This window comes from Agaribacter flavus (genome assembly GCF_042646125.1).
Taxonomy (GTDB): Bacteria; Pseudomonadota; Gammaproteobacteria; order Enterobacterales; family Alteromonadaceae; genus Glaciecola; species Glaciecola flavus.
Genome location: NZ_JBHRSW010000015.1, coordinates 84835 through 110870, shown reverse-complemented (window position 1 = coordinate 110870; position 26036 = coordinate 84835). Strand labels below are relative to the sequence as shown.

24 protein-coding genes are annotated in these 26036 nt (G+C 39.5%); 15 read left to right on the top strand and 9 right to left on the bottom strand.

Going from position 1 to position 26036, the window contains the following annotated elements:
• The first annotated feature begins 73 nt into the window (after nucleotides 1-73).
• Nucleotides 74-2656, top strand: a complete 2583-nt coding sequence (locus ACFOHL_RS09930) for a hypothetical protein (protein WP_376920069.1) — start codon at nucleotides 74-76, stop codon at nucleotides 2654-2656.
• On the opposite strand, the gene ACFOHL_RS09925 is transcribed toward ACFOHL_RS09930, so the two are convergent.
• Nucleotides 2616-3404: a sulfotransferase family protein gene (locus ACFOHL_RS09925; protein ID WP_376920068.1), complete on the bottom strand. Its 789-nt coding sequence runs from the start codon at nucleotides 3402-3404 to the stop codon at nucleotides 2616-2618. The genes ACFOHL_RS09930 and ACFOHL_RS09925 overlap by 41 nt on opposite strands.
• A 370-nt stretch (nucleotides 3405-3774) precedes the next feature.
• Here ACFOHL_RS09925 and ACFOHL_RS09920 point away from each other — a divergent pair, with 370 nt between their 5' ends.
• The 11 genes from ACFOHL_RS09920 (at nucleotide 3775) to galU (ending at nucleotide 16456) form a co-directional block, all read left to right on the top strand.
• Nucleotides 3775-4389: a hypothetical protein gene (locus tag ACFOHL_RS09920; RefSeq protein WP_376920067.1), complete on the top strand. Its 615-nt coding sequence runs from the start codon at nucleotides 3775-3777 to the stop codon at nucleotides 4387-4389.
• Between the two features lie 211 nt (nucleotides 4390-4600).
• Entirely contained in the window at nucleotides 4601-5575 is a 975-nt protein-coding gene (locus ACFOHL_RS09915) for an HAD family hydrolase (protein ID WP_376920066.1), read from the top strand.
• Between the two features lie 7 nt (nucleotides 5576-5582).
• Nucleotides 5583-7502, top strand: coding sequence for a rhamnan synthesis F family protein (locus ACFOHL_RS09910; protein ID WP_376920065.1), 1920 nt, complete (start codon nucleotides 5583-5585; stop codon nucleotides 7500-7502).
• A gap of 3 nt (nucleotides 7503-7505) precedes the next feature.
• Entirely contained in the window at nucleotides 7506-8510 is a 1005-nt protein-coding gene (locus ACFOHL_RS09905) for a hypothetical protein (protein WP_376920064.1), read from the top strand.
• Nucleotides 8497-9684 (top strand): glycosyltransferase family 2 protein, encoded by a 1188-nt coding sequence (locus ACFOHL_RS09900; protein ID WP_376920063.1) that lies wholly within the window; start codon nucleotides 8497-8499, stop codon nucleotides 9682-9684. The genes ACFOHL_RS09905 and ACFOHL_RS09900 overlap by 14 nt, the downstream gene beginning before the upstream one ends.
• On the top strand, nucleotides 9681-10598 hold the full coding sequence (locus tag ACFOHL_RS09895; RefSeq protein ID WP_376920062.1) for a glycosyltransferase family protein: 918 nt from the start codon (nucleotides 9681-9683) through the stop codon (nucleotides 10596-10598). The genes ACFOHL_RS09900 and ACFOHL_RS09895 overlap by 4 nt, the downstream gene beginning before the upstream one ends.
• Before the next feature lie 20 nt (nucleotides 10599-10618).
• The gene (locus ACFOHL_RS09890; RefSeq protein ID WP_376920061.1) at nucleotides 10619-12331 is read left to right on the top strand and encodes a glycosyltransferase family 2 protein; all 1713 of its coding nucleotides are present in this window, start codon (nucleotides 10619-10621) and stop codon (nucleotides 12329-12331) included.
• Between the two features lie 41 nt (nucleotides 12332-12372).
• Complete coding sequence (locus tag ACFOHL_RS09885) at nucleotides 12373-13245, top strand: glycosyltransferase (RefSeq protein WP_376920060.1); 873 nt, start codon at nucleotides 12373-12375, stop codon at nucleotides 13243-13245.
• Nucleotides 13245-14108, top strand: coding sequence for a glycosyltransferase family 2 protein (locus ACFOHL_RS09880; protein WP_376920059.1), 864 nt, complete (start codon nucleotides 13245-13247; stop codon nucleotides 14106-14108). The genes ACFOHL_RS09885 and ACFOHL_RS09880 overlap by 1 nt, the downstream gene beginning before the upstream one ends.
• A 104-nt stretch (nucleotides 14109-14212) precedes the next feature.
• Nucleotides 14213-15553, top strand: coding sequence for a UDP-glucose dehydrogenase family protein (locus tag ACFOHL_RS09875; RefSeq protein ID WP_376920058.1), 1341 nt, complete (start codon nucleotides 14213-14215; stop codon nucleotides 15551-15553).
• 9 nt (nucleotides 15554-15562) lie between these two features.
• Nucleotides 15563-16456 carry a UTP--glucose-1-phosphate uridylyltransferase GalU gene (galU, locus tag ACFOHL_RS09870; RefSeq protein WP_376920057.1) on the top strand — a complete coding sequence of 298 codons (894 nt, stop codon included), beginning with the start codon at nucleotides 15563-15565 and terminating at the stop codon, nucleotides 16454-16456.
• A gap of 109 nt (nucleotides 16457-16565) precedes the next feature.
• On the opposite strand, the gene ACFOHL_RS09865 is transcribed toward galU, so the two are convergent.
• From ACFOHL_RS09865 to queF, 4 genes are all read right to left on the bottom strand, one after another.
• Entirely contained in the window at nucleotides 16566-16868 is a 303-nt protein-coding gene (locus tag ACFOHL_RS09865; RefSeq protein ID WP_376920056.1) for a ComEA family DNA-binding protein, read from the bottom strand.
• Between the two features lie 89 nt (nucleotides 16869-16957).
• A complete protein-coding gene (ppnN, locus tag ACFOHL_RS09860) occupies nucleotides 16958-18319 on the bottom strand; it encodes a nucleotide 5'-monophosphate nucleosidase PpnN (RefSeq protein ID WP_376920055.1) in 1362 nt (453 codons plus the stop codon).
• On the bottom strand, nucleotides 18312-19829 hold the full coding sequence (locus ACFOHL_RS09855; RefSeq protein ID WP_376920054.1) for a GGDEF domain-containing protein: 1518 nt from the start codon (nucleotides 19827-19829) through the stop codon (nucleotides 18312-18314). Before ACFOHL_RS09855 ends, ppnN begins: the two co-directional genes overlap by 8 nt.
• A 3-nt stretch (nucleotides 19830-19832) precedes the next feature.
• Nucleotides 19833-20642 carry an NADPH-dependent 7-cyano-7-deazaguanine reductase QueF gene (gene queF / locus ACFOHL_RS09850; RefSeq protein ID WP_376920053.1) on the bottom strand — a complete coding sequence of 270 codons (810 nt, stop codon included), beginning with the start codon at nucleotides 20640-20642 and terminating at the stop codon, nucleotides 19833-19835.
• Between the two features lie 93 nt (nucleotides 20643-20735).
• Between queF and syd the strand changes: the two genes are divergently transcribed.
• Nucleotides 20736-21311, top strand: a complete 576-nt coding sequence (syd, locus tag ACFOHL_RS09845; RefSeq protein ID WP_376920052.1) for a SecY-interacting protein — start codon at nucleotides 20736-20738, stop codon at nucleotides 21309-21311.
• Here syd and ACFOHL_RS09840 read toward each other — a convergent pair.
• Entirely contained in the window at nucleotides 21308-21604 is a 297-nt protein-coding gene (locus ACFOHL_RS09840; RefSeq protein WP_376920051.1) for a DNA-binding protein, read from the bottom strand. The two genes, syd and ACFOHL_RS09840, sit on opposite strands and share 4 nt — an antisense overlap.
• Nucleotides 21605-21922: 318 nt before the next feature.
• On the opposite strand from ACFOHL_RS09840, the gene ACFOHL_RS09835 reads away from it, so the two are divergent.
• Nucleotides 21923-22291 (top strand): DUF3192 domain-containing protein, encoded by a 369-nt coding sequence (locus ACFOHL_RS09835; RefSeq protein WP_376920050.1) that lies wholly within the window; start codon nucleotides 21923-21925, stop codon nucleotides 22289-22291.
• Between the two features lie 152 nt (nucleotides 22292-22443).
• Here ACFOHL_RS09835 and ACFOHL_RS09830 read toward each other — a convergent pair whose 3' ends face one another.
• Entirely contained in the window at nucleotides 22444-23250 is an 807-nt protein-coding gene (locus tag ACFOHL_RS09830; RefSeq protein ID WP_376920049.1) for a prolyl hydroxylase family protein, read from the bottom strand.
• Nucleotides 23251-23431: 181 nt separating this feature from the next.
• On the opposite strand from ACFOHL_RS09830, the gene ACFOHL_RS09825 reads away from it, so the two are divergent.
• On the top strand, nucleotides 23432-24079 hold the full coding sequence (locus ACFOHL_RS09825; RefSeq protein ID WP_376920048.1) for a GNAT family N-acetyltransferase: 648 nt from the start codon (nucleotides 23432-23434) through the stop codon (nucleotides 24077-24079).
• A gap of 529 nt (nucleotides 24080-24608) precedes the next feature.
• On the opposite strand, the gene ACFOHL_RS09820 is transcribed toward ACFOHL_RS09825, so the two are convergent.
• Nucleotides 24609-24917, bottom strand: coding sequence for a DUF3301 domain-containing protein (locus ACFOHL_RS09820; RefSeq protein WP_376920047.1), 309 nt, complete (start codon nucleotides 24915-24917; stop codon nucleotides 24609-24611).
• Nucleotides 24914-25963 carry a DUF3549 family protein gene (locus ACFOHL_RS09815; RefSeq protein WP_376920046.1) on the bottom strand — a complete coding sequence of 350 codons (1050 nt, stop codon included), beginning with the start codon at nucleotides 25961-25963 and terminating at the stop codon, nucleotides 24914-24916. Before ACFOHL_RS09815 ends, ACFOHL_RS09820 begins: the two co-directional genes overlap by 4 nt.
• Nucleotides 25964-26036 lie beyond the last annotated feature (73 nt).

Here is a 26036-nt window from a genome sequence, read left to right as displayed (position 1 = left end):
TTATCTTCTCACAGGGTTTCATAGAAGTGGAACCTCGCTTTTAGCTCAGACATTTCTAGCAAATGGAATGAATATGGGGCAAGAGTTGATGGGGGCAACATTCAGTAATCCACTGGGTCATGTGGAAGATATGCCTGTAGTTAGATTGCATGACAAAATTTATCAGCTAAATGGTGTTGATTGGCGTTATCACGATAGTGAGCCATTAATAAAACCAGTATGGTTAAGCAATTATCTTAAGTCTTACATAGAAGGTAGGCAGAACGACTCCACTATAATTCAAGGGGTTAAAGACCCAAGAGCTGTGCATTTTCTAAAAGATTGGCAGCATGCTGGGGGTAAAAACATTAAGTTTGTTTTTATTTATCGCCACTGGCGCACAGCTGCTTACTCTTTACTAAAACGCCATAGTCGCCATTTAATCAACAATGCCCATGACATCAACAAGCACATTGTTAATTTTAGCTTTTGGGAGTATCCGAGCCTACCATATAATATGTGGCTGTCTGCAAATAGGGTTATTTGTGATTTTGTCAAAGCACACCCGCATGATTGCTTACTTGTCTCTCAAGAAGCATTAGTAAAGGGCGGGAGGCCACCTGTCTCAGCAATATCGGGTATAAATTTGACTACTGAGATGTTCAATTTGAGTACCTATCAGGACAACATGTTGACAGAGCAGACTCCGCTAGTGTGTGAAAAAGTCCTAGATAGCAAATTGCAAGTTAAGTTAGAGGAGTGTTACCAAAATCTGCAAAGTCTGTCCGATTTGCCATTTCAGAAGGTATCAAAAACTGGGGGAGCATTTTCTTTTGCTTGCGAGACCCAAAAACAGGGTAAAAGTTTGTTTAGCGACAAAAGATTGGATTTATCTTGTTTGACTTGGTCTGAGTTGAGTGGCGCATGTATTCAAATTCCGCCTAAACGATTAACGTGTAAAAGCTATAACGAAGTCTTACAGAGAGAGCTGGGGAGCGTTCAAGACTATGACTCGCTAGCAAAAGTAGCGCATATGCAAGGCCACTGGCTTGTTACTCGTACTTTAAAAATGCGCGCAAATATAAAGCGCTGTATAGATAACATGCAATCGCCTTTTGATCTTCGCAACTGGCTTCTGTTTGTCGACACTCAAACGGATTGGTTGGCGTTGAGTGATACCAATTTGCATAAACCAAATCCGTTTTCGTTGCGCTCTGTTCAAGCTTTGCCTCAGCGATTCAATGAAATGTGCGATGATGAGATTGTGATCCACGAGCAGTTTCTTGAGAAGTTCTGTTTAGGTGATTTGAGTGCTGCTCCGAGAAATTCATTAAGACTAGATGCCAATGTTCACAACCTGGTAAGTAATGAGTCACTTTCTATATTTTTTTCTAAAAAGCTACTGCTCGAGGCACTGCCATTTGATGCATATATGCATATTGCGGAGCTAACTAAAGATTTAGGTTTGTTTGGAATAGCAGAGTTTGCATATTTTAAAGCGCTACGGCTTTGTTTTAAACACATAGTACAATCCGAGGAGATGAGCTTAACTGTTGAGCAAAAAATAAACTTGCGAGATGCTTATACTGCTTTGTATAAATATTATCGTTTATTACCCCACGAAAAACTTGCCAATTTAGTTAAAGGAGCTGCAAAGTTATTCGAAATATATGTTTGTGAATCGGATAACGAAGCACCAGCCAACAGCCACGACATGCCCGGCCTTTCTTCACTTAAGCATCGCTTTGCCTTGCTTCCCCATTCTTTGGATTACAAGCAAATACTCTCGATTGGGTACGAGAATGAAGATTTAGGAAAAATGCTAGATAGGTTGAATTCACGTTTGTGCATGTTGTGTAAAGACAACCGAAAATGGTTGGACTTAGGCTTGAAAAGCTTACCTGGTATCAATGTAAAAGCAAGTTTACGTTATTGTGTTCATGAGCATTGGCGCTCTCTGTGGCCCGAAACAGTATATAACTTTCTATTTAATATCCGAGAGCGTAAGGATTACATTGACTGTTCGGATTACCACAAAATGGTCGCGACAGCATCCTTGCCTGTATCCGAACAGTCAAAGTCTCTGAGGATATATGTCTACGATTTTGAACCCTATGCTTTTGGTGCGCTGTATACCCTACTTAAGGAAAAAAAGCTGCAAGCACAAACTTACATTCTGCTTACCAAGGAGCAAAGATTTGAGTATGGCGAAGCTTTAGACTATTTTCAGAATATCGGCTGCAAACTGATTCAAATGGATGGCAAAGGAATTAAAGGCGCGATTTATAGTGATAAAAGTATTGATTGTGCAGCAACATGGTCTTGCTTTTTACATTGTGCTCATGATAGTAGTGACTTATCTAGGCAGAGCTTAGTTGTGTCTTGGTATACCGCTCTTGGAGGAGAGCAGTCGTTTAATGAACTATACTCTGATACAGACTGCCCTCATATGGCCTTGCCATCTTATCCACCTTGGGTTCTCGATGATATCCAAAACCGACCATTTTATTATCCTGTAGCTTATATGTGTTGGTTAAACAGTGCTGGATTAAACGTTGCACTTTCCATTCGCGAAAATACACAACACCATTTTTTAATAAAGCTCTTACACCGGTTAAAGCAACAAGAGAACACAATCAGTTTTGTCCATCAGCAGTTTTTGAAGCATTTTCAATAATTGCCCGCCAATACTTGTGATTTTCTCGTTTTAACCAGTAGTAACTTTTTGCGTAACATTTTCCAAAAAAAATGTTTGTTGTTACTTTAGTCTTTTCACTACAAAATATCCGTTCTGGTGCTATTGACTGATAGGGGAGGTTTAAAAACTGAAAAACGGATTTAAGCACGGTGTTATGTTTTTTTATAAGTGCTTCTTGGTTCAAGAGCAATACTTGGTCTGCGGGTATTGTATCGAATAAATTGCGTAACTGTGGCGCATAACACCCCCTCGTTAGATAGCTTTGGTGACGCCAAGGTGATTGAAATGATAAGTTATTTTTGTATCTCGCTAATCTGAAGTGCTCAAGTAATAGAGCCGTAAGAAAAGAGCGAGATTCATGCCCTTTGTTTACAGACATACGATAGTGACTCAACGCTCGCTCAATAGGGTTGCGTAAAACGACGATAAATTTAGCCGCGTTGTTGTATGCATAGCAATGTTTTAAGAACGTAGGGCTAAACCAGGTTATAGGGGTGGCGTCACATATATACTCTTCGCCCTTATACTGACTCAACTTGGCTGCGTACTCCACACGAGCATGTTTCATTTTTTTGTGGCTATGTAAAAAAGCAGGTGAGTCGAAAATATGTGCTTCTTTCCCATCAACAACATATATATTATTGTGTTGCTGCAAAAAATAGGCAAGTGCCGTAGTCCCCGATTTTTGTGCACCAATAATATGCAGGTTTACTAGTTTATCTTTCATCAATCCCCTTGGGAGATAGTAATTTGCGTGGTATTCTCAATTTTATTTATTGAATCCATATTCGATTTTGACGTCAATCAGCTTCTATCGAAATTATTCAGCTTACACTGGTGGTCACCAAAAAGTTTTTGATTATTTAAACCACTCGTTAGCATTGAATGAACTTGAATGTAAATTATATATTGCCAATAAACTAGATAAAAACACAATATTTGACAATTTGGCAGGTGTTAAATATCAGAGGCAGTACCAACCTCAAAAAGCGGATATAGTATTTTTGGCTGGAGTTGATTGGGAAGCATATTTGCCGTTTTATAACCAGCGACAGTTAAAAATATGTTTGGTCCAGCATCTTAGGCATGCCAACCCTATGTATAAACAGTTTTACTATTTGCAGCATCGAGCAGTGAGGATTTGTGTTTCCGATAGTGTTTGTAAGGCTATTTCGCCATTTGCAAATGGCCCTTGCATCCATATTCCCATGGGGTATGAGTTCCCTAAATTCATCAATTCAACGTATACGCACGATGTATATATTCTCGCGAAAAAGCGCCCTGGAGTAGGAAATGTCATCGCTGATTGGTGTATGAAGAATAATTTGAAAGTAAAATGTCATGATCATTTGGTTCCCAAGAACGAAGTATTAAGTGCAATGGCAAGCGCAAGCTTATCGGTTTTGTTACCAAATGAAACCGAAGGGTTTTATCTGCCCGGGATCGAAGCAATGTATTTGTCTAAGCGAGTGCTTATGACAGATTGCATTGCCAACAGAGAGTATGTTTCAAGTGAGTCTAACGCTGTGCTTTGTGAGTTTTCGTTAGATAGTATTTTGGCGAAGTTGAATCAAATGTTGCCTGAATTAAGAAGAGGTTGTAGTGACATGTTATGTGCGCAACAAAAAAATGCCATAGTCCAAAAGTATAATTTGATGAGAGAGCGTGAAGCTTATCACCAGCTACTCAATGAATTACTGTGGAAAAACTAAACCTTAATGAGCATACGGCTACTAGGTTCATGATTTTATCTCTATATTAAATTTACGAAATTGCAGTGCAATGTGGTAAAGTGCAAAGTTAGATTAAGTTGTCACAAGAACAATATTTTTCATGCAACACAAATCCATAGCACTTTCCGACTTTGGTTTTCAATTCTTGGGTCCTATGTGCAGTGAGTATATGCATCACCTACAGACCTTTATGTCTGAACACGAGGATTCCCCATTAGGTTTTTTGGCAAGAGAGGGGTATTTTCTCAAAAAAATTTTTAGTTCACTTTCAGCGCATAAGTTAATAGAAAAACGCCCTGCGTTTTACTTGTTTACATCACGTACCTTTTTGTTTCGAATTTGTATCGCTGATCCTTACTCTTGGGAATACAGCTGTAAGCACAAATTTGAAGGTTCAATCGATGATTTTCTTTGTGCTCGGTTTGGCTTTACGCACGCGGTTACTCAAAAAATTTTTTCTAAGCAATTGCTAGGTGAAGTTGTTTCTTTACCGGAAGACTTCGATCGGATAACGAGTATTTTTTATCAGCACTTGGATTTGTTAAATAATGCAGTAGCAAAAAGTCGTGGCGTGTATCGAGATTATATTAGCAGTCTGCCTTTGTTTTCTGGAAATAAGCCAATCCTGGTCGATGTCGGGTATTCAGGAACTATTCAGAAGTTGCTTACGAGATTGTTAGGTCACGACACACTAGGACTATACTTCATCACTACTGCTCAAGGTATTTACAAACAAAATGGTACTACTGCTCAAATACATTCAGTTTTTAAAGATAAGGTAAAAATGGGTGGGGGCTATGCAATGTTAGATAAATCCTTATTTTTGGAGTCATTACTAACCGCACCCAATGGGCAATTAATCGATATGTACAAGTTGTCTAATCCGTTACTAGAAAAAGAAGTGTTTCGTCCTGTGTTCGGCCGAGTCTCGTACACACAAGCAAACTTTGAAGAACTCGAAGCAGTATTTCGTGGGGTGTGTGAGGCTGTTGTACATTTTTTTCAAACTGGGGTCAGATTTTCTAAGGTGCAAATAGAAGAAATGTACGAAGTGTACACTTCGTCACCACAAATGATTCCAAGCGTGTTACGTCCTCTATTTGATGTTGATGATGCCATTTCAGGAAATAAAAACGTGAAACCACTGCAACTATTTGGCTTGTAAAAAAAGTATGAACGATGATTTAAACCTGCACTTGCCGAAAGATGCGTACGGTTACTCTGAAAAAAATTATGAAGATATGTTGTGTTCTGCAAAAGACTCGGGTGTGTTCGATCTCGATTTTTATCAGGCACATTGCGGCGAATTTGAAACCGAAATGCTTGCATTTAAAGATGCCGTGCGAAAAACTCGCTTTTCAAATGTGAACCCTTCTGCCAATTTTGATACAGAAGGGTACATGAGAATGAATTTAGACGTGTACCAACAAAATACCAGTGCCTTGGCTCACTATATTTGCCATGGGGAAGAAGACAACAGAAAAACCATGCCAGCAACTCATCGTTGGGTTCCCAAAAGTGCGCTAGTTGCTAAGGACACCAACACTTGGCAAACTCAAAAGGTAGCTATTGTTGTACATATTTTCTATTCGGAGTTTATTGAAAAGTTTGCAGGCAGCATAGCAAAATTTCCAATAGCGGTAGACGTGTTCGTTAGTGCGTCGACTAATGAAATTGTTGAGCTGGTAAAAGATAAGTATCAGACTATAGAGAGCATTCGACAATTGAAGGTCGTTAAAGCGGAGAATAGAGGGAGAAACTTTGGTCCTTTCCTGGTTGAGTTTTCTCAAGAGCTCCTAGAGTATGATTTGATGTGTCATGTGCATTCAAAAAAGTCACTGTATTCTGGTCGTGAACAAACTCAATGGTTTGACTATATGCACGAGTATTTACTAAACGATGTTCACGTAGTTTCATGTCTTCTTCGTTTGTTTGACGAACATCAAGATATAGGCATCTACTATCCGACATCATTTTGGATGATGCCCAGTTGGGTCAACCATTGGACTTGTAATAAGTCTCATGCTCAAACTTTTGTCGACGAGTGGGGTATTAGCACTAACACTGGGTTTTTAAATTATCCGGCTAGTGGCATGTTTTGGCTGAGACCAAAGGCTGCTGAGCAATGGCTGGGTCGCGCATACAATTATAAGGACTTTCCTAAAGAGCCTCTCCCAAATGATGGATCGTATTTACATGCATTGGAGCGCTCCGTTGGGCTATTGGTTGAAAAGAATAATTATAGACAACTGTTTTATCATCCATCCACCGCGAAGTTTACTTTAGATAAATCTTATATTTACACGAATTATCACAAGCCTCCTATTCAGTTGTTCAACGAAGTCAAAAACTTTGAAATAGTTTCTTTTGACATTTTCGATACGATATTAAGTCGAGAGTTTCAAGTTAGTGATCTAGCAAAATTTAAGCTTGGAGAAGTACTCTCAAACTGCGATGTAGTTTCTTCTCCAATGCAATTTGTAGAGGTGAGGAATAGTGTCGAGCATCAACTTCGAGTAGAGAGAAAGTTTTGTGGAGATGTCAGTATAGTTGAGATTTATCAGAGAATTTCAGAAGAATTTCAATGTGAAAATAGTCAAGCTCAGGGGTGGGGTGAACTTGAGTTCGAGTTTGATCGAAAGTCGATTCGAGCAAAGCCAGAAATGGTAGATTTGATATATAACTTACATGAGTTAAATAGGGATATATGGTTTATCACCGATACATATTATACCGAAGATCAGATAGCAACTTTATTACAATCTATAGGAATTAGTATTCCTTATAAATTGTTTGTTAGTAGTGAACTTGGTCTAAGAAAAGACGCGGGAACGATGTGGAACCATGTGTCGAAAGCCGTACAAGCTCAAGAGCGAAGTTATATTCACATTGGTGACAATGTGCGCTCTGACGCTCAAATTTGTGGTGACTTCGGACTTACAAATATGCATGTATTACACCCAGTTGATAAATGGCAAGCCAAGTCGTTACCGAACAATTGTGTTTGTCGAGACCAACTTAATATAACAGAAGTAAACAAATGGGGGCCCTTAGTGAGTAAGTTTGGTCGTTACCCATTCTTTGGAGAGTAAGATTTGAATAAATTGTTTTTGCATGTCGGTCCGCATAAAACAGGTACAACTGCTATTCAAAAGTTTTTGCTCGACAACACTGGAGCTTGCTTTCAGCAAAATCTTTTTTATCCCAGAAAGTATATACATATTTTTGGTCACCATTGCTTTCGGTCAGTCGTAAAAGAGAGAAAACTAAATGCGGTAGAAAAAGCTTTTTTTTTGGATTCTAAACATGACATTCTGTTGTCTAGTGAGGATTTTATTTCTCTTGATATCGCTGATTTTGAGTATCTGCGAGAGTCTCTCGATCCGCTTAATATTGTGATCGTTTTTGCTTGGAGGCGGGCAAGTTACAAGTTGTATTCAATATGGCAAGAAGTCATAAAACACGGCGGGACGATAGACTTTTTTGAATATTACTATGACCACCTTGCCCGACCAAGTACTAGCCAGATGCTGTCTCCAGATTTGAAGTTGAATACCTTTGTGAACGTGTTTGGAAAACAGAATGTTAAAGTTTTGGACTATGATACCAGTAGAGCAAACAATTCGCTTTTCCAAGATTTCATAAAAGTATGCGGGTTAACATGGAATAATAATTTTTCAGTGAGCAAAATTGACGATACTGCAAAAAATCAATCAATGCAGCTTCATGATATTGAAATAGTCAGAGCCTTAAACGGGGTGATGGCAAAAAAATATGATTATCATGGCAGTCAAGTGAGACTAGCATATAACCAGTACAAAGGAAATTTGAATAGGGTACACCTATCAGAATTGGTAAATATAATTCGCGAGCATACTCATAAGAAAGTAGTGGGTAACTATTTTATTGATACCAGAGCAGAAAAGTTGATGCAGAAAAGGTTTAAGGAAAATATGCTAAATTATCAGGACAATCATCAAACGAAACCTTTACTCATTTCATCTTCTCGTTGGATGAGCAACATAAATGTTCATGATTTACTGAGCAGTCTATCTAATGAGTTGTACAACTTGAATATGCAGAACAATGCAAAAAATTAAATCTAAATTAGTTACTATCGCAAAAGACGAAGCTGCCTATCTTCCGGAATGGTTAGCTCACCATTTGTTTGTTGGTTTTGACAATATAGAGGTTCATGTAAATCGTAGCAGTGATAATACTATCGCAATACTTGATAAAATTTGTGAGCAGTACACTCAAATAAGTTACCGAGTTTTTGATTGGGTTGATGTTTGTACGGAAGCTGTAAGCAGGAACATTCAATTTGTCTCCCAAGCTTTAGCTATTGATGAAGCAAGGAAATCAGGTTTTTTTTCGCATATTAGCTTTTTAGATGTGGATGAGTTTTGGTTTGACCTAAAAATAAACAGAAAGATAAATGATTACATTGTCGAACTTGGTAGTCAAAACATTATATACAACCTCTGGGTAAATGATTTGCCCCAAGAGACTTCGTTTAGTCTATTGGACAAAACGCTATCAGGAAATATGTCTGTGTTGGGAAAATGCATATATCCACTCGATACATCATTTGAGCAATTGCATTTGCATATACCCGAAATATCGCAAGGCAAGCGCTACATATTGCCAAACGGCGAATACGTTATTTTTGATTCAAATGCTCCACAAGCTGTAATTGAAGAACAGAGAAAACTGTATGATGCCATTGTGTTCCATCGCGCAACTAGAAGTGAAATGGAGTATGTATCCTTGGTGTACAGAGGCCGTCCCAGCGATAGGTTCCCGTATAAACGAAATAGAAGAGGCTTACCTTCTCAATATGAGCACACAGTAAACATTAACTTAAACGATGCTTTTGTTAGAGAACGAAATAGAGCTATTGAAAGAATACTGTCGGTTTGTGGTGACGACTTGCTTAACATCGCGAAAAATTTTGTTATTCAGCGATATCATCAATCAATCTCCCAATTGTCCGAATACCTTAGTAATGAATACGAAATCTTAGTTGAAATCTTCAAGGGAGTGCACATTCACGAAGTAGTGCTTCATTTTACTCGTTTTCGCCAGCAAAAATTAAAAGAATGCGGTAATGATGTAGATAAAATTCGTATTTTGGCTCAACAGGCTATTCATCAAAGTGTTGATGAGGCTGTATTGCTGATTAAACTGGCTCATTCATTAAGGCCGACTGGTCCGTTGATTAACAAGTTAAAAGACAAGTACATTGCGAAACAAAGGGCACTCAACTTGTGAGCGGGAATAAATATTGTATTGCTTCTCCGCACAAAGATGAGAGTTGGTACGACTACCGTTTATATGAAAACTTAAAGCATTCTCTAAGAAAGCTTGGTTTTGTGCATCAGGCTGCTGCAAAAAATCGTATATATTTTTTAGGTGCTCCTTTAAAAAAGCACTACCCCAAAGTAGGACAGTTTGACCCCCAAGCAAACAACATAGCACTAATCTATTGTCACTTGCAGAAAATACATTCATTGCGCGAGTTTGATCATATATTTGTGACCAGCGAGTATGCTAGGCGTTATTTGACTAGACGACGGTTTAAAGGGTGGTTGCGTGGAAAGTTTAGCTCGACTTTTGATACGCAACGGAAAATCAGAGTCATGAGGCCGTTCTCTTCACTCAGTCCGTTGCTTGAAATACCGGAGGAATATAGGTGTGATATAAGTTTCATGGGCGTCCCTAGGAAGCGTCCAATAGTTGAGGATATTCTACCTATTGTGGAAAAGCACGGACTAAAATTTCAAATCATTGGCCCATCTTGGCAAAATTACCCTGGTGATAAACGTGCCAAAGCGTATTGCATTGGAGCTAGCGTGCCATACAAAAACCTTCCTTTTGTTGCACAGGGTGCTACTATTAATTTGGTTGACCATCACGAAAGCATGAAAAAGCAGGGAATGGTTAGCCACAAGTATATTGACCTCATTAATGCGGGTGGGTTTGTTATCAGCGACAATAACAAAGATGCTAAAAACAGCTACAATGGGATTGTCTATCGTTCGGCAAATGAACTAGAAGCACTTGTATTAAAGTACTTATATGATCATGAAAAACGAGATAAAAAAAGAACAGAGCAATGGAACCTGACTAAAGGATTAACGACAGATGCAGCGGCTAAAACTTTTGCTGAATGCTTTGTAGATTAACTCCTTTGGAAGTATTAAGTATGGTTCGCGTTCTTGCAGTTTTTGCACATAAATTAAACCGAATTTTACCTAGGTTCGTTAGCAAACGACTGCGGAATTCAAAACGCTTGTTCTCTTGGTATGCTGCACTTATTCAAAAAAACAGGCATTTTATAGATCCAAATTATGTTGTCCCCTTCGAAATACCCAAGTGGGGTTACTTCCCGAGCTCTGAAGATTACAACAAGAATATAGTAAAGCAAAACCAGATAATTCGATTAGCATCTGAGTACATTGCTATCAAGCAAGGATTTGTAGTTGTAATTCTGATGCCTACTTTTGATTTTGTGAGCTTGCAAAAAACCTTGTCTTCCCTAAAGCTTCAAGCCCATTTTATCGATCGCCTATTAGTTGTAACAGAAGAGATCGAGTTGTGTAAGACTTGGTTGGCCAAAGACTCGTGTGGATTCGCTATAGAGTTGGTAGGTGCCAAAAGCAATCGCTTAACATTTAAGTTCGATTTTCCATCGTTTGTATGCTTTAGTGGCGAAGTGCTACACGAAAAAGCGTTCAGCTATTTGAGCCATTTCTCCCCAACATTAAAAAATCTTACCTACTGTGATACTGATGTATTGTTACAAGATATACGTCAGTTGCCGCATTTTTACCCTGATTGGAATCCTGACTATCAGTTATCTGCGAACTATATTCGGACAGGTGTGATTGTGCCTCAGGGGGTTACAATTATGCTTGAAGAGTTGTCGAAAGACACTGTTTCGACTTGGTTAAAAAACTTGTATTTGTCTGATTCAGAGATTAAAGTCGATCATATACCTTTGGTATTGATACACAGACCAATTAGCTTACTTAGAACATTAAATGAGGGGTGTAATACCGCAACACTTTTCAATCCCTCTCGTTACCCTAGGGTTTCTCTTATCGTACCTACATACAATGGCCTACAAGTACTCAAAACTTGTATTGAGTCGATCCTAGAAAAAACAACGTACCAAAAATATGAAATTATAATTGTCAACAATAATTCAGATGATGAAGCTACACTTTCGTATTTGGAGACAATCAAACAGCATGAAAATATAGATGTGCTTGAATACCCAAAGCCATTCAATTATTCAGCTATAAATAATTTTGCAGTACGCCATGCAAAAGGCGAAATCATTGGTTTAGTAAACAATGACATTGAAGTCATTACCCCTGAGTGGCTAGAATATATGGTCACTCATGTTCAGCGGCCTGACATTGGTTGTGTGGGAGCAAAGTTGTTGTATCCAAATGATTTAGTGCAGCACGCGGGCGTTGTGATGGGATATGGTGGGGGAGCTGGGCATGCTCATAAGTTTTTCCCTAGAGAGCATCCAGGATATTTGGCTCGTGCAGTATGTACTCAGAACTTTAGTGCGGTTACAGCGGCTTGTCTATTAGTGAAAAAATCTGACTATGAAGCAGTTAATGGCTTAAATGAAGTAGATCTTACTGTTGCTTTTAATGACGTAGATTTTTGTTTGAGAGTACTGGAACTTGGCAGACGTAATTTGCTTTGTGCGGAAGCTGAGTTATACCATCATGAATCTATTACACGAGGTCACGAGGATACCCCAGAAAAGGCAGAGCGATTTACTAATGAAGTGAATTATTTGAAAACAAAATGGTCTGATTTCATTTCTCATGATCCTGCTTACAACCCCAACTTAACGCTTAGGTATGAAAATTTTTCTATAAAATTGGATGAATAAAAGGGACAATATGCAGCTAATATACGACAAACGGAGAAATCTTGTCTAAATCCATTGAATGCAAGCGTTCGCCAAGAATAATAAATACAGACTGCGTTATCGCAATGGCACTCTATTCAGAAGACAGAGCGGAATGGTTGCGTGATGCAATTAGGAGTATTTTAAGCCAATCATTTAACGATTTTGTTTTTATTATTGTCATTGATGGCCCAGTTTCAGTGGATTTAAAAAATGCCTTGTTCACAGAGGTAGGTGATGACGAGCGTGTCGGGGTATTTGAATTCTCTGAAAATCGCGGACTCAGCGCTGCTATGAATTATGCAATTGAATGGTCTGAATTTTTAACGCCAAAGTTTTTTTTTAGAATGGACGCAGATGACATCTCTCACCAACAGCGTTTGCAAGAGCAAATAGACTTCCTAAAAAAACATCATAACGTTGATGTGTTAGGTTCATCACTTTACGAAATAGATGAGTTAAGCCGCCAAGTTGGCAAGCGTGTATTACCCCATAAACACGAGAAAATAAAAAAAATGATTTTTACTCGTTGTCCGTTAAATCATCCCACTGTTTGTATTCGTTATAATGTGTTCAAGTCTGGTTTTCGATACGACGAAAGCTTAAAAAATACCCAAGATTATTTTTTGTGGATTAACCTCATGCAAGCTGGATTCAAGTTTGCAAATTTGAAAGAGCCGCTGTTGCATTTTAGGCGAGTAAACAATTTTTACAAAAGACGTGGTTTTAACAAATCACTAAATGAGTTTCGCGCTCGTAGACTTGCAATGAAAAAGCTCAATAAATACAGATTCAGATATGCATTTTACGCAGTCTCGGTATTGATAGTCAGAATGATGCCTCCCCCTATCATTCGATTTGCATATGCAATTGACCGGCTATTGTTGAGGCATTGATGAAAAAGGCTGGTGCGATAATAATACTTTATTACCCAGAGGTTGATGAAGTATTGAATATGTTGGCTGAGCTTTCTAGCGACTTGGAAAGCGTTGTATTGATTGATAACACACCAATACCTATGAAAATTGATTTTAGTCAGTTTTCCAATGTTACCCATTGTAAACTGGGGAAAAATGTGGGTTTAGCCTCAGCTCAAAATCAAGGGCTCAAACATTTGCTCGATTTAGGGTGCCGGTTTGCTTTTATTTTTGATCAGGACACCCAAATAGGTGCTCAATACATCAAAAGTATGCTGCAAGTTTGGAATGATGCTAACGATCAGATGCTTGCAGCTATTGGCCCCCAAATTATATGCGAATTTAGTGACACCATTGAATCTCCAGTGATACAGACTCCTTACAGAAAAAGCAACGGGCTACATTACGTAAAGCAGATAATTTCTTCTGGCATGATGCTTGATTTAGACAAAATTAAAGATATCGGATTAAAAGAAGATGGTCTGTTTATTGACGCTGTTGACCATGAATGGTGTTGGCGGGCAGGAAAATATGCCTATGCGGTTGCGCAAACCCCTGAAGTGCAAATTAGGCACAGAATGGGTGTGGAACGGAAAACACTATTTGCTTGCAGCTATAAAGTTGGTCAGCCCATTCGTCACTATTATCAAGTACGTAATGTTCTACTGTTATTAACTAGGCCTTACGTGCCTTTTTACTGGAAAATTAGAAATATTGGAATGATATTTGTTAGACTTGTTCTTGTAATACTTCAAGGAGACAATAAGCTTTCGAGAATGAGTTATATTTTTCAAGGTTTATTGGATGGTTTAAGGCGAAAGTCAGGTAAATTGAATAAGTAATAGGAATGGTTTGGTTTGCGTAATTGCAGGCTCTATTCAACAGATTGAACTAATGATGAAGTTCAACCTCGCTCGAATTTAGTAATTTTGAAAAGGATAGATTAATGAAAGTTACCGTATTTGGTATTGGGTATGTGGGGCTAGTACAAGCTGCTGTACTAGCAGAAGTCGGGCATGATGTGTATTGTGTAGATGTTGACCAACAAAAAGTTGACAATTTGAAAGCAGGGATCATTCCTATTTTTGAACCGGGTTTAACTCCGCTTGTAAAGTCTAATCACGAAGCCGGAAGAATAACTTTTACGACTAATGCGGCTGAAGGAATAGAACATGGTGAATTGATTTTTATTGCTGTAGGTACACCACCTGATGAGGATGGCTCTGCTGATCTAAAATACGTGTTAGCCGTTGCCAGCACAATTGCAGAAAATATGTCGTCGCACAAGATAGTTATCAATAAGTCAACTGTACCCGTTGGGACAGCGGATAAAGTACGCGCAAAAATAGCAGAAGTGCAAAAGACAAATAATAAAGATGTCAGCTATGATGTTGTATCCAATCCTGAATTTCTAAAAGAGGGGGCGGCTGTCAGTGATTGTATGCGTCCCGATAGGATCATTTTGGGCACCTCTAGTGAGGTATCAGAAAAAAAACTTAGGGAGTTATATGCGCCTTTTAACCGTAATCACGATAAAATCATTGTGATGGACGTGCGGAGCGCAGAACTAACAAAGTACGCTGCAAACTGTATGTTGGCAACCAAAATTAGCTTTATGAATGAGATCGCCAATTTAGCTGAGCTCTTTGGTGCAGACGTTGAAAATGTACGTAAGGGGATCGGTAGTGATCCACGGATAGGCTATCAATTTATTTATCCGGGTTGCGGTTACGGTGGATCTTGTTTCCCCAAAGATGTGCAGGCGCTCGTTCGTAGTGCAACAGGTGTCGGTTATAGTGCAAAAGTGCTCGAAGCCGTGGAGGCTGTAAATTATCGTCAAAAAGAAAAACTGTTTGACTATTTAATGGATCACTATGACAACAATCTCAAAGGCAAAACTATTGCCTTGTGGGGCTTGTCTTTCAAGCCCAATACCGACGACATGCGAGAAGCGTCGAGTCGTGTGTTAATGGAAAAGCTTTGGGAACAGGGGGCGAGCGTGCAAGCCTACGATCCAGAAGCAATGGAAGAAACACAACGAATTTATGGCAACCGCGCAGATCTGTCTTTAATGGGTACCAAAGAAGCGACAATGAATGGCGCGGATTGCTTGGTTATCTGTACTGAATGGCAAGCGTTTAAAGCACCAGATTTCGAAGCTATCAAAAATACGATAAAAGACCCTGTGATTTTTGACGGAAGAAATTTATTCGAGCCAGCGTTAATGTCGGAATACGGATTGCAATACTACGGTATTGGTAGAGGTTCATCAGTTAAAGGAAATTAAGGAATTTTTATGAGTCAAGTGAAAAAAGCTGTCATTCCTGTTGCAGGTTTGGGTACAAGAATGTTACCGGCCACTAAAGCCATTCCAAAAGAAATGTTGCCTGTAGTGGATAAGCCACTTATTCAATATGTTGTACAGGAGTGTATTGCAGCTGGATTGAAAGAGATTGTATTAGTCACACACGCCAGTAAAAACAGCATTGAAAACCACTTTGATACGTCTTTTGAACTTGAGGCGACCTTGGAAAAGCGTGTAAAACGTCAGTTACTCGAGGCTGTTCAGCAGATTTGTCCAAAAGACGTGACGATTATGCATGTCCGCCAAGGTGTAGCGAATGGTTTAGGACATGCAATCATGTGTGCACTTCCGCTCGTTGGCGATAATCCTTTCGCTGTAGTTTTGCCTGATGTGATTATTGACGACAACTCCTCTAATCCTCGCAAAGATAATTTAGCGGATATGGTCGCTAAATTTAATACTACACGCGTCAGTCAGGTTATGGTTGAACAAGTAGCGGATGAAGATGTATCTAAATTTGGTATTGTTGATTTAGAGGGCAAAGAATTAGCGCAGGGAGAGTCGGGCAAAATTCACAAAATGGTCGAAAAGCCACCGTTGGAAGAAGCCCCATCAAACCTTGCCGTTGTTGGCCGCTATGTGCTTTCAGAAAAGATATGGGATTTACTCGCTAAAACCCCTCCGGGTGCGGGTGACGAAATTCAATTGACTGATGCGATAGATACCCTGATGGAGCACGAACAAGTTGATGCTTACTATATGAAAGGTAAGAGTCATGATTGCGGTTCTAAACTAGGGTATATGATGGCCAATGTCGAATATGCAATGAGACATCCTGAATTAGGCGCTGAATTTACTGAGTACGCACGCAAGTTGCTTGCTTAAGTCTGTGGTAGAAAGAACTAAGATTAAAAAAGGGAGCTCACGCTCCCTTTTACTTTAAGCTTGTAAGCCAGCTAGTTCAGTAATTGCTTATTGCACTGAGTGGGGCGCTTTAAACCTCGATGTAAGTAATCACTTTTTCTAGCAATTTTTCGCCAATACCTTTCACATTAACTAGCTCTTCTTTACTACGGAATTTCCCATTGAGTTTTCTATAGTCGACGATCGCTTGCGCCTTTTTTTGTCCTATTCCTGGTAAACTAGAAAGAACAGACACTTCTGCTGTGTTGATATTCACAAGTGCAATTTGGTGCTGCTCAGTTTTGACTTCGCTGTCGGCTAGTGCATCTTGTTGCGAGTAAATTAGAGCAGATACTGCTAATAGTAGTACGGTTATCCATGTGGTTAGTTTCATTTAAAATCTCCTGTGTTAATCTAAATTCCACATTGAAGACTTTAATAGAATTGAGCAAAATGAATAACTGTACAAGAGCATTGAATACTCTATAGCTTCACTTTATAGCAAGGATTATAAGTACTGCCAGGCAATTTCATTCGGCCTTGTTCAACAAAAGAATTGAGTAACTTATCCATATGCTTCATAAGTATTTCGTCACCCGAAATTTCAAATGGTCCTAGCTCTTGTATTTGTTTTACACCTTCTGCTTTTACGTTACCGGCCACTATTCCAGAAAAACATTTACGCAAATTTGCTGCCAATGCACTGGCGGGCTGATCCAGATGCAGATTTAATGCAGCCATACTTTGATGACTGGGGTTAAAGGTACGTTGGAAATCGTCGGGGATCTTAAGACGCCAATTGAAATTAAACAAATCGCCTTGCAACTTACGGTATTGGATCACTCTGTTTTTAGCTTCTACGAGCTTTGAAGCGACAAGCTGAGCATCACCCACTACGATTTCATACATCGCCTGAGCCTCTGAACCTAGGGTGTCTCCAATAAATTGGTCAATGGCTGCAAAGTAGTCGGCTTTGTCCGCAGGGCCTGTCAATATTAAAGGGATGGTTTGATCTCTGTTTTCTGCTTGTAAGAGCAAACCTAGCAAATAGAGTAATTCTTCTGCGGTGCCAACGCCGCCGGGGAAAATCACTATGCCATGGGCCACCCTCACAAAGGCTTCTAAGCGCTTTTCAATATCAGGCATGATAATCAGCTCGTTAACTATTGCGTTAGGGGGCTCTGCTGCAATGATAGAGGGCTCTGATATGCCTACATACCGACCATTTTTTATACGCTGTTTGGCATGGCCAATAGCGGCACCTTTCATTGGTCCCTTCATTGCACCTGGACCGCAGCCAGTGCAAATGTTAAAGCCTCTTAGTCCGAGTTGATAACCGATTTCTTTAGTGTACTTGTATTCGTCTTTGCGGATAGAATGCCCACCCCAACATACAATCATATTGGCAGGTTCGGCGGTACTGAGTGCGTTTGCGTGGCGCAGCATATCGAAGACCATATGCGTAACAATGTGGTTTTCTTCTAGCTCCTTTTCAAAAGACAGTTGATGCTTACTGCTCATGTATAGCATGTCGCGCAATACTGCAAATAAGTGTTCGTGCACACCAGCAATAAGCTTACCATCAACAAATGCCACCTCTGGTGGATTGATAAGCTCCATTTTTACGCCGCGCTCTCGACGAATCAAACGAACATCAAAATCATGATATTTTTCGAATAATGCTTCAGAATCATCCTGTTCAATACCAGAATTTAAAACGGCAAGGCAACAGTTTCGAAAAACCTGATAAAGTTCAGCGGAGGTTGAAGTAGCAAGTTGATTTACCTCCAGCTGAGATAGTTGGCTCATCCAACCAACTGGATTGAGTTGCACAGTATTAGTCATGAGACTCCTTGCGTTGAATTTGATTTCTACCGTTTTCTTTCGCTGTATAGAGTAATTTGTCGGCTTTCTCAAAAGCGTCTTCTAGCCGCATATCGCTTAAAATTTCTAACATACCGATTGAAATGGTGACACTTACGCGGTTACCTTTAAACATGAAAGGGAGCTTCGAGATTTTATTCCGCATGATATCTAATTTTTTAAAGGCATCGTTGCTTTGGGTGTTGGGAAGTAAAACAACAAACTCCTCGCCCCCCCAGCGTGCTACAAAGTCAGTATTGGCTAGATTGTTTTTGATTTGGGTAGCAATGACTTGAAGAGTCTTGTCCCCTACAGAATGCCCATATTTGTCATTAATTGACTTAAAGTGATCGATATCGATGATAGCCATGCACAGAGGAGTATTAGACTGTTTTGCATGATTGATTTCATTTATCGCTTTTTCTTCATAAGCGACGCGGTTAGGAAGCTTTGTTAAACCGTCGGTCAGGGCATCTATGCGTTGTTCAAGCAGTTTTTGTTTGTATCCTGCGGCTTTGTTTTCTAACTCACTCAAACGTTTTTGCATGGATTGTAACAAGGCGATCATCTTCTCCTGCTCAATGCGATCATCCGCTTCAGATTGAGTCAGAGAAGCTTGCATTTTTGTCAGGTAGTGCTGAGCTTGCTGTTTTAGATCTTCTACTTTGTGGCTATCTGTGAGTGCGGTTTCAATGGCGCTGATCTGTGCTTGCATATCAGCCGTTTGTTTCACTCGTTTTTCAATTCGTACTTTCGATTTTTCGATAGTGCTCTTAATGCCTTGATTGACTTTTAATAGCGATTGATGAATGTTGTGGATTAATTTGTTCGCAGCGCCAGCCTCGTTGATAACATCCTTGATAACAAAGCGAATCAAACTCAAACAACACTCCAGTAGCTGACTGGGGTTTAAGCCTTCGTCTAACTTCTCTCTGATTTCATTGATTGCTTTATCATTCGGATTGTTTTTCACATAGGGAAGGATCAGCGTTTTTAGTTCTTGAGCAATTTGCTGATGCAGCTGTTTTTGTTGCTTAGCCTCATTGTGGCTTTTGTTTACTTTGTTGTTACTTAGGGCTTTTCTAAACAACCCTAGGGCTTTTTCAAAAGTGCCGATTGGCGACGAAATATTGTTATCCGAAGGTGACAAGTTTTGTAAAAATAGCTTAATTTCACTTTTTACCGATTCATCAATCGCTTCTATCTCATTTAGTTTTCTGAGTGACGTCTCGATTTGTGTGATGCTATTTAGTTGCTGTTGTTTTATGTATTTAGCTTCGTTTTTTAGATCGCTATTCAGCTTTACTGATAATTCTGCAGCGGCTTGATAGTCGGGCTTGCCTGACAAAAGCTTTTTTATGGCATTCAAGTCTTCGTCTATTTTCGGCGTGCTACCTTGAAAGAACTCAGCCATGCTGGCGATAAATATAGAAAGTTTATCGAGTTGCTGCTTTGCGACCAGTAGTTTTTTCTTTGCACTATCATCTGTCATACTTTATTGCCTTGCAAGTCGCGCGTTTGAATAGGGCAATTCAAAATTTGATCTGAATGGATTAATGTCTAGACCACCGCGACGAGTATATCGAGCATAGACGGTAAGTTTGCTTGGTTTACATTGTTGCATGATATCTTTAAAAATGCGTTCAACGCACTGCTCATGGAACTCATTGTGTTGCCTAAATGATATGATGTAACGGAGTAGTCCTTCATGATTGATTTGCTTCCCCGCATAACGGATGAGTACACTGCCCCAGTCAGGTTGGTTGGTAATTAGGCAATTAGATTTCAGCAAATGACTCACTAGGCTTTCTTCACAGTCGGTGTCATTTGTATGTAAGAAATTAGGGTCAATGTCGGTTTCAGACACAGATATATCGAGTTCATCAATTAGATTTCCCTCAAGTTTGCCAAAGCTCAGAGTATCAAAATCGGATGAATGAATGAATTTTAGTCCTACTGGCGCACCTGCACAGTTAGAAAGATCGCGTTCCATCGTTTTTAACAACAATGCTGTTGTTTCAAATTTCGATTGATTGAGGCTGTTGAGATAAAGTTTGAATGACTTCGACTCTATTAGATTGGGGGAGTCTATGGGTATTGTGCACTCCACAATCGCAACCATTGGTTTACCTTTAGTATTTAACCAAGATACTTCGTAAGCATTCCAAATATCGACACCCGTAAACGGTAAGGGACTATTTAAACTTATGTTTTTTCGCCCAATACTTCGGGGTACTGCTTGCAATACCTCAGGCGTGTAATGAGAAGGGTATTCGACAATTTTTCCAAGACTCAGGTTTTTCAAATTTTTCCTTTGGGTTGTATAACTATGTTAGCATCATAAGCGAAAGCGAAAGCAAAATCCCGCCCAGCTAAACACACATATAGAACAAATTACATGTCAGAGCAATTTTTAACGCAATTTGATCAATTTATACAGTCATATATCGACCAATCAAATGATGACAATAGAGGTTTACTGACCTTATATCATGAAGAGTGGCCGTCACCCTGCATCATTCGTCAAACAGATAGCCTGCCTACTAATAGTGATGAAGTTTATTGGGAACCAGTACGCAAAGAGCCAATGACAAGTTTTAATAACATTGCAGAGGCATTAGAAATTCATATTCCTGCTGAATTTTCTCTTTTGATGGGGCGTTACTTTAGTTTGGATTTAAATGCTAAAACAAGCAGGGGCAATCTAACAATTTTGCAGGCATGGAATGAGCATGATTTTGAACGATTACAAAAGAATTTAGTTGCGCACGTACTCATGAAACGAAAATTAAAACAAGAAGATACCTTGTTTTTTGCTGTGACAGATGAAGAAGACTACATCATATCTATTTTGCCCGATACGGGGGAAGTCGTATTGGAACACGTGGGCAAACCGCCTCAAGAGCTGCTGTCAAATAATTTAGTTGAGTTTTTTCAACTATTAGAGCCAGTACCTTCGTTTGTGACACTTTAGATAGGCTTAGCTTTAGCTGGCAATAAGGCACTCAATTGCATTTCAAGTAGCTGTACTCTTGCTTCCAGCTTTTGTATGCGTTCATCTGTCGTTTGAGCAGTAGGTGCAGGTCTTGATGGCTTTGCTTCTTTCTTTGGCTGGGGGGCAATGGGCCATTGTTTCAGACCAGTAATAATCGCTGGTAATGAAACCTGATTGCCTAATTTTGATTTCACTGAGCCAACGGTAGGCTTCTTGCCATTTGCATGCAGTGCAGTACAGCAATCAATTACAAGTTGAATTTCTGGGTGCATAAATATGTCTCAATTCTGAATGATACATTTTTCAAGTTCTGATAAGTGTTGCAAGGTGTGTATCAGGCAACAAATTGTAACTATCTGAAGCATTTTATACAAATAAGAAGGCGGTATATTTTGATACTATCGCTTTTCCAAATAAGGCGTAATTGGTCTATTAAATAGATAGACTATGCTTCCTCTAAGTGTTGATTCATAAAATTCAAAGCCTAACAGGCAAGGATGTCTTTTCGGAGTCCCCATGAAAGGGTTGACGGAGATTTTGTTTAATGTGTATCCACACTCAGGGGGAACATAACCAATAGGAATATTAAAATGTCAAAAGTAGTTATTGCAGGCTTAGCCTCGCTATTCATTCTTCAAGGCTGTGTAATCTCCGTAAATGATGACGACTTTGAGCGGGGTAGTCACTATCACAATGAACAAAAAAGAGAGAAAAAAAACAGAGATTACATTTCTGACCTAGCTATCGGTACCAATGAGCACAGTGTAAAAGGTGCTTTGGGCACCCCAGACTTTAACGAGCTGCTCGTGAAAAATGAACAGCAGTACAAGATTTTGTATTATAGAACGCAACGCACGCACAGTGACGGCAAGACGACAAAGGACGAATGCACGCCATTATTGTTCAAAAATGGTGAATTAGTGGGTTACGGTGATACTGCTCTGTCTGGGTTGCAATAAGATGACATAAGTTTATAAAGCAAAGTATCAATACAACACTCCTGCATCCACTAGGATACAGGAGTCGTGAGTACTGTTTTAAGTATTGTTCAGTAGTGCAAAATCAGTTTTTATACAAGAGATGGTTTTTGCGATAAACATGCACCCTTTGGTTAGCGATCCCTAAACCATTTAGTAATGATGTACTTATTGCCGTCCAGCACTGGATTGGCTTTATGGATTGTTCTTTTGTTAGGCATTCCTTGGTTGTCTAAATTGTTCCATATTATTGCTGTGCCGAATTTAGGCTTGATTTTGAGCCTCAATGCAGAGAATTCAGTTTCCCCACCTTGTTCGACGTCGTTTAGATATATCATGCAAGTCCAAGAACGCTGCCCTTTAACTTGTCCTTCTCGTTTATATACGTCAGTCCCTAAGGAAAAATAGTCATAATGCGATTTGTATTCCTGACCTACCTCGTATTTTTGGATTTGAATAATTTCTGAAAATACAGGTATGTTCATCCCCATCATTTTTACAATTTTGTGATCTACACTGGCAACGTCATCACTTTCGGTTCCAAGAAACCCAGCTGTAGTAGAAGTTCTGTAAGACTTATCTATTGAGCTGTCCGTTACTTTAGAAGGGTTTAAAAACTTGTTTGCAGCTTGAATTGTCGCTTTACACTCTTCTATAGACAAGAAATTATCTATTCGAATCACTGTTGCTCTGCGATCCTCTAATATTGATAGGTCAAACTCATTTGGATTACTCAATATTGACGGAGACGCTAGCGCTTGAAAATAGTTTGAATCTTTATATAGTTTTGATGCTTCAGGTACTTTGATACCCAACACAGAAGATAAATATGGGTAGGTATAGCCTTGTTGCACAAGACTGCCAATGATTTCTTTTGGGTCTACCCCTTTTTTTAAATTTACTTTTACAAATTTTTTTACTGAGTTTGGAAGAGAATACAATGCAAATAACCACTTTTTATTCTTTATTTCATGGTATCACGAGAGCATAAATTTGGAAGAATAATTATTTTATACGGATATTTGGTCATTAAGAGCATAGTTAATGGTTGTAAATTATTTGTAAATAGTTATGAATTGACATATAACAAATAGTCCGATTACACTTCCGAGGGAGGAAAAAATGGCGATTTCTGTTTATCAACCTGATGTGGATCATATTACCTATGCTTGCCTGACAGCAGAGGATTTGAGCGTAGCTTCCTCAATACTCTACAACGCCTACTATGATGATCCCTTGTTTACTGACATATTCAATGCGAATAAAGAGGGGTATGAGGCGCGTCTTCGCTCTGCAATCAGAGAGGAAGTGAATACCTTTTGGGATGCAGGGCAACCATTGGTGGGCTTGTACGAAGATGGCCGATTGTTGGCGGTAAGTTGTCTAATTGGACCAGATGCTGCGTTTGGTGCCGGTCGTTTTTGGCATTGGCGTTTGAAAATGCTGCTGACGGCGGGGTATTTCGGTACTAAGCAAATGATTGCTAAAGAAGAAAAAGTCAGAGAAAAAATTCCTGCGAGTAACTACCACATGCTCTCACTAATTGGTGTTCATCCTGACTACCAGGATATTGGCCTGGGTCATATGCTAATGCGAGCCATCTTGGGTGTGTTAGAAGACGACCCAAGTTCTGAGGGTATAGGCGTTCTGGTCACTTTGGCAAAGTGCAACTCATTTTTTACCGACGGCGGCTTTGTCAAGATTTCGGATATCGAAGTTGGTAATATTGTCGGCAGCGTGATGTTCAGACCTAGGGGCAACAGACTCTAGTCAGACATTTTCGTAAAAGCTACAAAACCTTGTAAGAAATATCTTACAAGGTTGTATTACATCTTAGTAAGATTCTTACAAATTTTTCTTAGTAAATTAGCATAAATCAATATAAAACAATGGTTTAACGTGTTTTCTATACTAAGGTATAGAATAAATTTTTACTAAACATCGAAAATAAACCACCGATACAGTATTCGATTAGGTATTCTAATCCTGCCTTAAGGAACTTCAGGAAGAAGTATGAGGCAGCGATGAATAAGGATATTCATAGTATGGATACTTAGGATAACTTCAGGATGAAGCTTCGTGCCACATGGCAGTGGTATTTGAAAATGGACAAAAGGAAAGGGACCTTCACAATGGATGTGTTGCCTGCTTAGGAAGAGTGGGAAAAAATGGAAAGGGGCGCAATGGATTCTATCTGGACGATGTTATAGCAATGGATCGCTGAGAGGGAAGCTCAAAATTCAATGAAGAGCAGACTACGGTCTGCTCTTTTGTTGTATTCTAAACACTGTTACATATCTCAATGCGTTATTCTAAAAACCGGCATTTCAACCGAAATTACTGACTTCCCTATGGTGCGAACAACGCCCGTGTACTCTGTTTCTCCATCACTGCTAAATGCTAACGCGTACGTATTTTTCCAATCGAGCTTGCCTTTATGCACACCGAAGCTTGTTGAAGTTCTTGCAAGGGATATAAATTGTAAGTTCTCGCGTTCACAATAGCGCTTACTATAGGCAACTACATATTCTGCAATGCCACGAATACGCCAAAACTGTATGGCAATAGGTATGATAACTGCGAGTATGAGTATATGGGATAGAGTCATGGTTTTCCTGTCGATTCGACTAGTTGAGCAATGGCTTGTTGTTCTATTTCGCTAAGCTTGGGTTCTTTCAAATAGTCCAAGATATAAGGTCGTAAATTGGGTATTTGGACGAGATCAGCATATATGCCTTTGAACAGCGAAAAATCCGCACAGAAAGAGACGACGTGTTTCATGTATTGCCGCAAGACTGGCTTTTGACTCAAGACTTGCCAATGCCTGCCAGCGATGACGACTAGCGTTTCAAGATCGAGTGTGGGTGACTTAACCAAGATATCGCTTATCAGGGTTTCAACGCTAGGTGTGTCTGATTTGGCTAATGCTCGCAGAATGGTTGTGCTTTGCTGAATATTCTCTTTCGATAAAGCAATCAAACAATCGCTTAAGTCTTTAGTTAGGTTAACGCATTCTAGACTACCCAATATGCAATTTAGTACTTGAAGAGAGTAGTGTTTAACGTTTTGGATCAGTGCGCTTCGTATGTCTGCTTGCTCTGCAAACACAAGCAGATCGGCAATGTTCTGAATACTTAGATATTCCCATGTACTTTCACGCGGCGCATTGAGGTAAGTGTAGGCTGGATATGCTTTAAGCGTTTCCGCATTAAAATTTCCCTCTTTATTCAATAACGCTTGTTTGAGCAGTGCGCTGCAGTTCGCGCGCATTTGTTGGCTAGGCGTAAACACAAAAGGGTTATCGGGTAAGCCGCGCTCTAGGGATTTTTGATTGTCTGCTGCTTGACCTAAAGAAGTGACGACGATTTGCAGAAATTGATCTCTTGCAGCAGATACAAGCAAACTATGCTCGTCTACCGGTATTTTAATGTACCAAATGTAGTGCTCAGCATTGAGTTGTTTGTTCCAAAACATGATACATAGCCATGCATGCCCTTGCCGAGGTCTTGGGAAAGCAATACTGTTGTTTTCGTATTCGAAAAATTCTTGATTGTCTAGTAAATGAAATCCACGACTGAGATCTATCACCATATATTCAGTGCCGGCATGAAGCAAAAATTCGCTAATAGTGGAAATGGTGCGTGGATGGGTCATGTGCCTCTACTCGAGCTTTTAAAAACGCGCATATTCTATCATTTGTTTGCAGCATTCAAAGTCCTCAAATGCG

What these genes read in the sequence shown, in the direction of transcription:
- ACFOHL_RS09930 (WP_376920069.1), top strand. Translation starts at nt 74, where the DNA reads ATGGGGCAAGAGTTGATGGGGGCAACATTCAGTAATCCACTGGGTCAT.
- ACFOHL_RS09925 (WP_376920068.1), bottom strand. Translation starts at nt 3,404, where the DNA reads ATGAAAGATAAACTAGTAAACCTGCATATTATTGGTGCACAAAAATCG.
- ACFOHL_RS09920 (WP_376920067.1), top strand. Translation starts at nt 3,775, where the DNA reads ATGTATAAACAGTTTTACTATTTGCAGCATCGAGCAGTGAGGATTTGT.
- ACFOHL_RS09915 (WP_376920066.1), top strand. Translation starts at nt 4,601, where the DNA reads ATGTCTGAACACGAGGATTCCCCATTAGGTTTTTTGGCAAGAGAGGGG.
- ACFOHL_RS09910 (WP_376920065.1), top strand. Translation starts at nt 5,583, where the DNA reads ATGAACGATGATTTAAACCTGCACTTGCCGAAAGATGCGTACGGTTAC.
- ACFOHL_RS09900 (WP_376920063.1), top strand. Translation starts at nt 8,497, where the DNA reads ATGCAAAAAATTAAATCTAAATTAGTTACTATCGCAAAAGACGAAGCT.
- ACFOHL_RS09890 (WP_376920061.1), top strand. Translation starts at nt 10,619, where the DNA reads ATGGTTCGCGTTCTTGCAGTTTTTGCACATAAATTAAACCGAATTTTA.
- ACFOHL_RS09880 (WP_376920059.1), top strand. Translation starts at nt 13,245, where the DNA reads ATGAAAAAGGCTGGTGCGATAATAATACTTTATTACCCAGAGGTTGAT.
- ACFOHL_RS09875 (WP_376920058.1), top strand. Translation starts at nt 14,213, where the DNA reads ATGAAAGTTACCGTATTTGGTATTGGGTATGTGGGGCTAGTACAAGCT.
- galU (WP_376920057.1), top strand. Translation starts at nt 15,563, where the DNA reads ATGAGTCAAGTGAAAAAAGCTGTCATTCCTGTTGCAGGTTTGGGTACA.
- ACFOHL_RS09865 (WP_376920056.1), bottom strand. Translation starts at nt 16,868, where the DNA reads ATGAAACTAACCACATGGATAACCGTACTACTATTAGCAGTATCTGCT.
- ppnN (WP_376920055.1), bottom strand. Translation starts at nt 18,319, where the DNA reads ATGACTAATACTGTGCAACTCAATCCAGTTGGTTGGATGAGCCAACTA.
- ACFOHL_RS09855 (WP_376920054.1), bottom strand. Translation starts at nt 19,829, where the DNA reads ATGACAGATGATAGTGCAAAGAAAAAACTACTGGTCGCAAAGCAGCAA.
- syd (WP_376920052.1), top strand. Translation starts at nt 20,736, where the DNA reads ATGTCAGAGCAATTTTTAACGCAATTTGATCAATTTATACAGTCATAT.
- ACFOHL_RS09840 (WP_376920051.1), bottom strand. Translation starts at nt 21,604, where the DNA reads ATGCACCCAGAAATTCAACTTGTAATTGATTGCTGTACTGCACTGCAT.
- ACFOHL_RS09835 (WP_376920050.1), top strand. Translation starts at nt 21,923, where the DNA reads ATGTCAAAAGTAGTTATTGCAGGCTTAGCCTCGCTATTCATTCTTCAA.
- ACFOHL_RS09825 (WP_376920048.1), top strand. Translation starts at nt 23,432, where the DNA reads ATGGCGATTTCTGTTTATCAACCTGATGTGGATCATATTACCTATGCT.
- ACFOHL_RS09820 (WP_376920047.1), bottom strand. Translation starts at nt 24,917, where the DNA reads ATGACTCTATCCCATATACTCATACTCGCAGTTATCATACCTATTGCC.
- ACFOHL_RS09815 (WP_376920046.1), bottom strand. Translation starts at nt 25,963, where the DNA reads ATGACCCATCCACGCACCATTTCCACTATTAGCGAATTTTTGCTTCAT.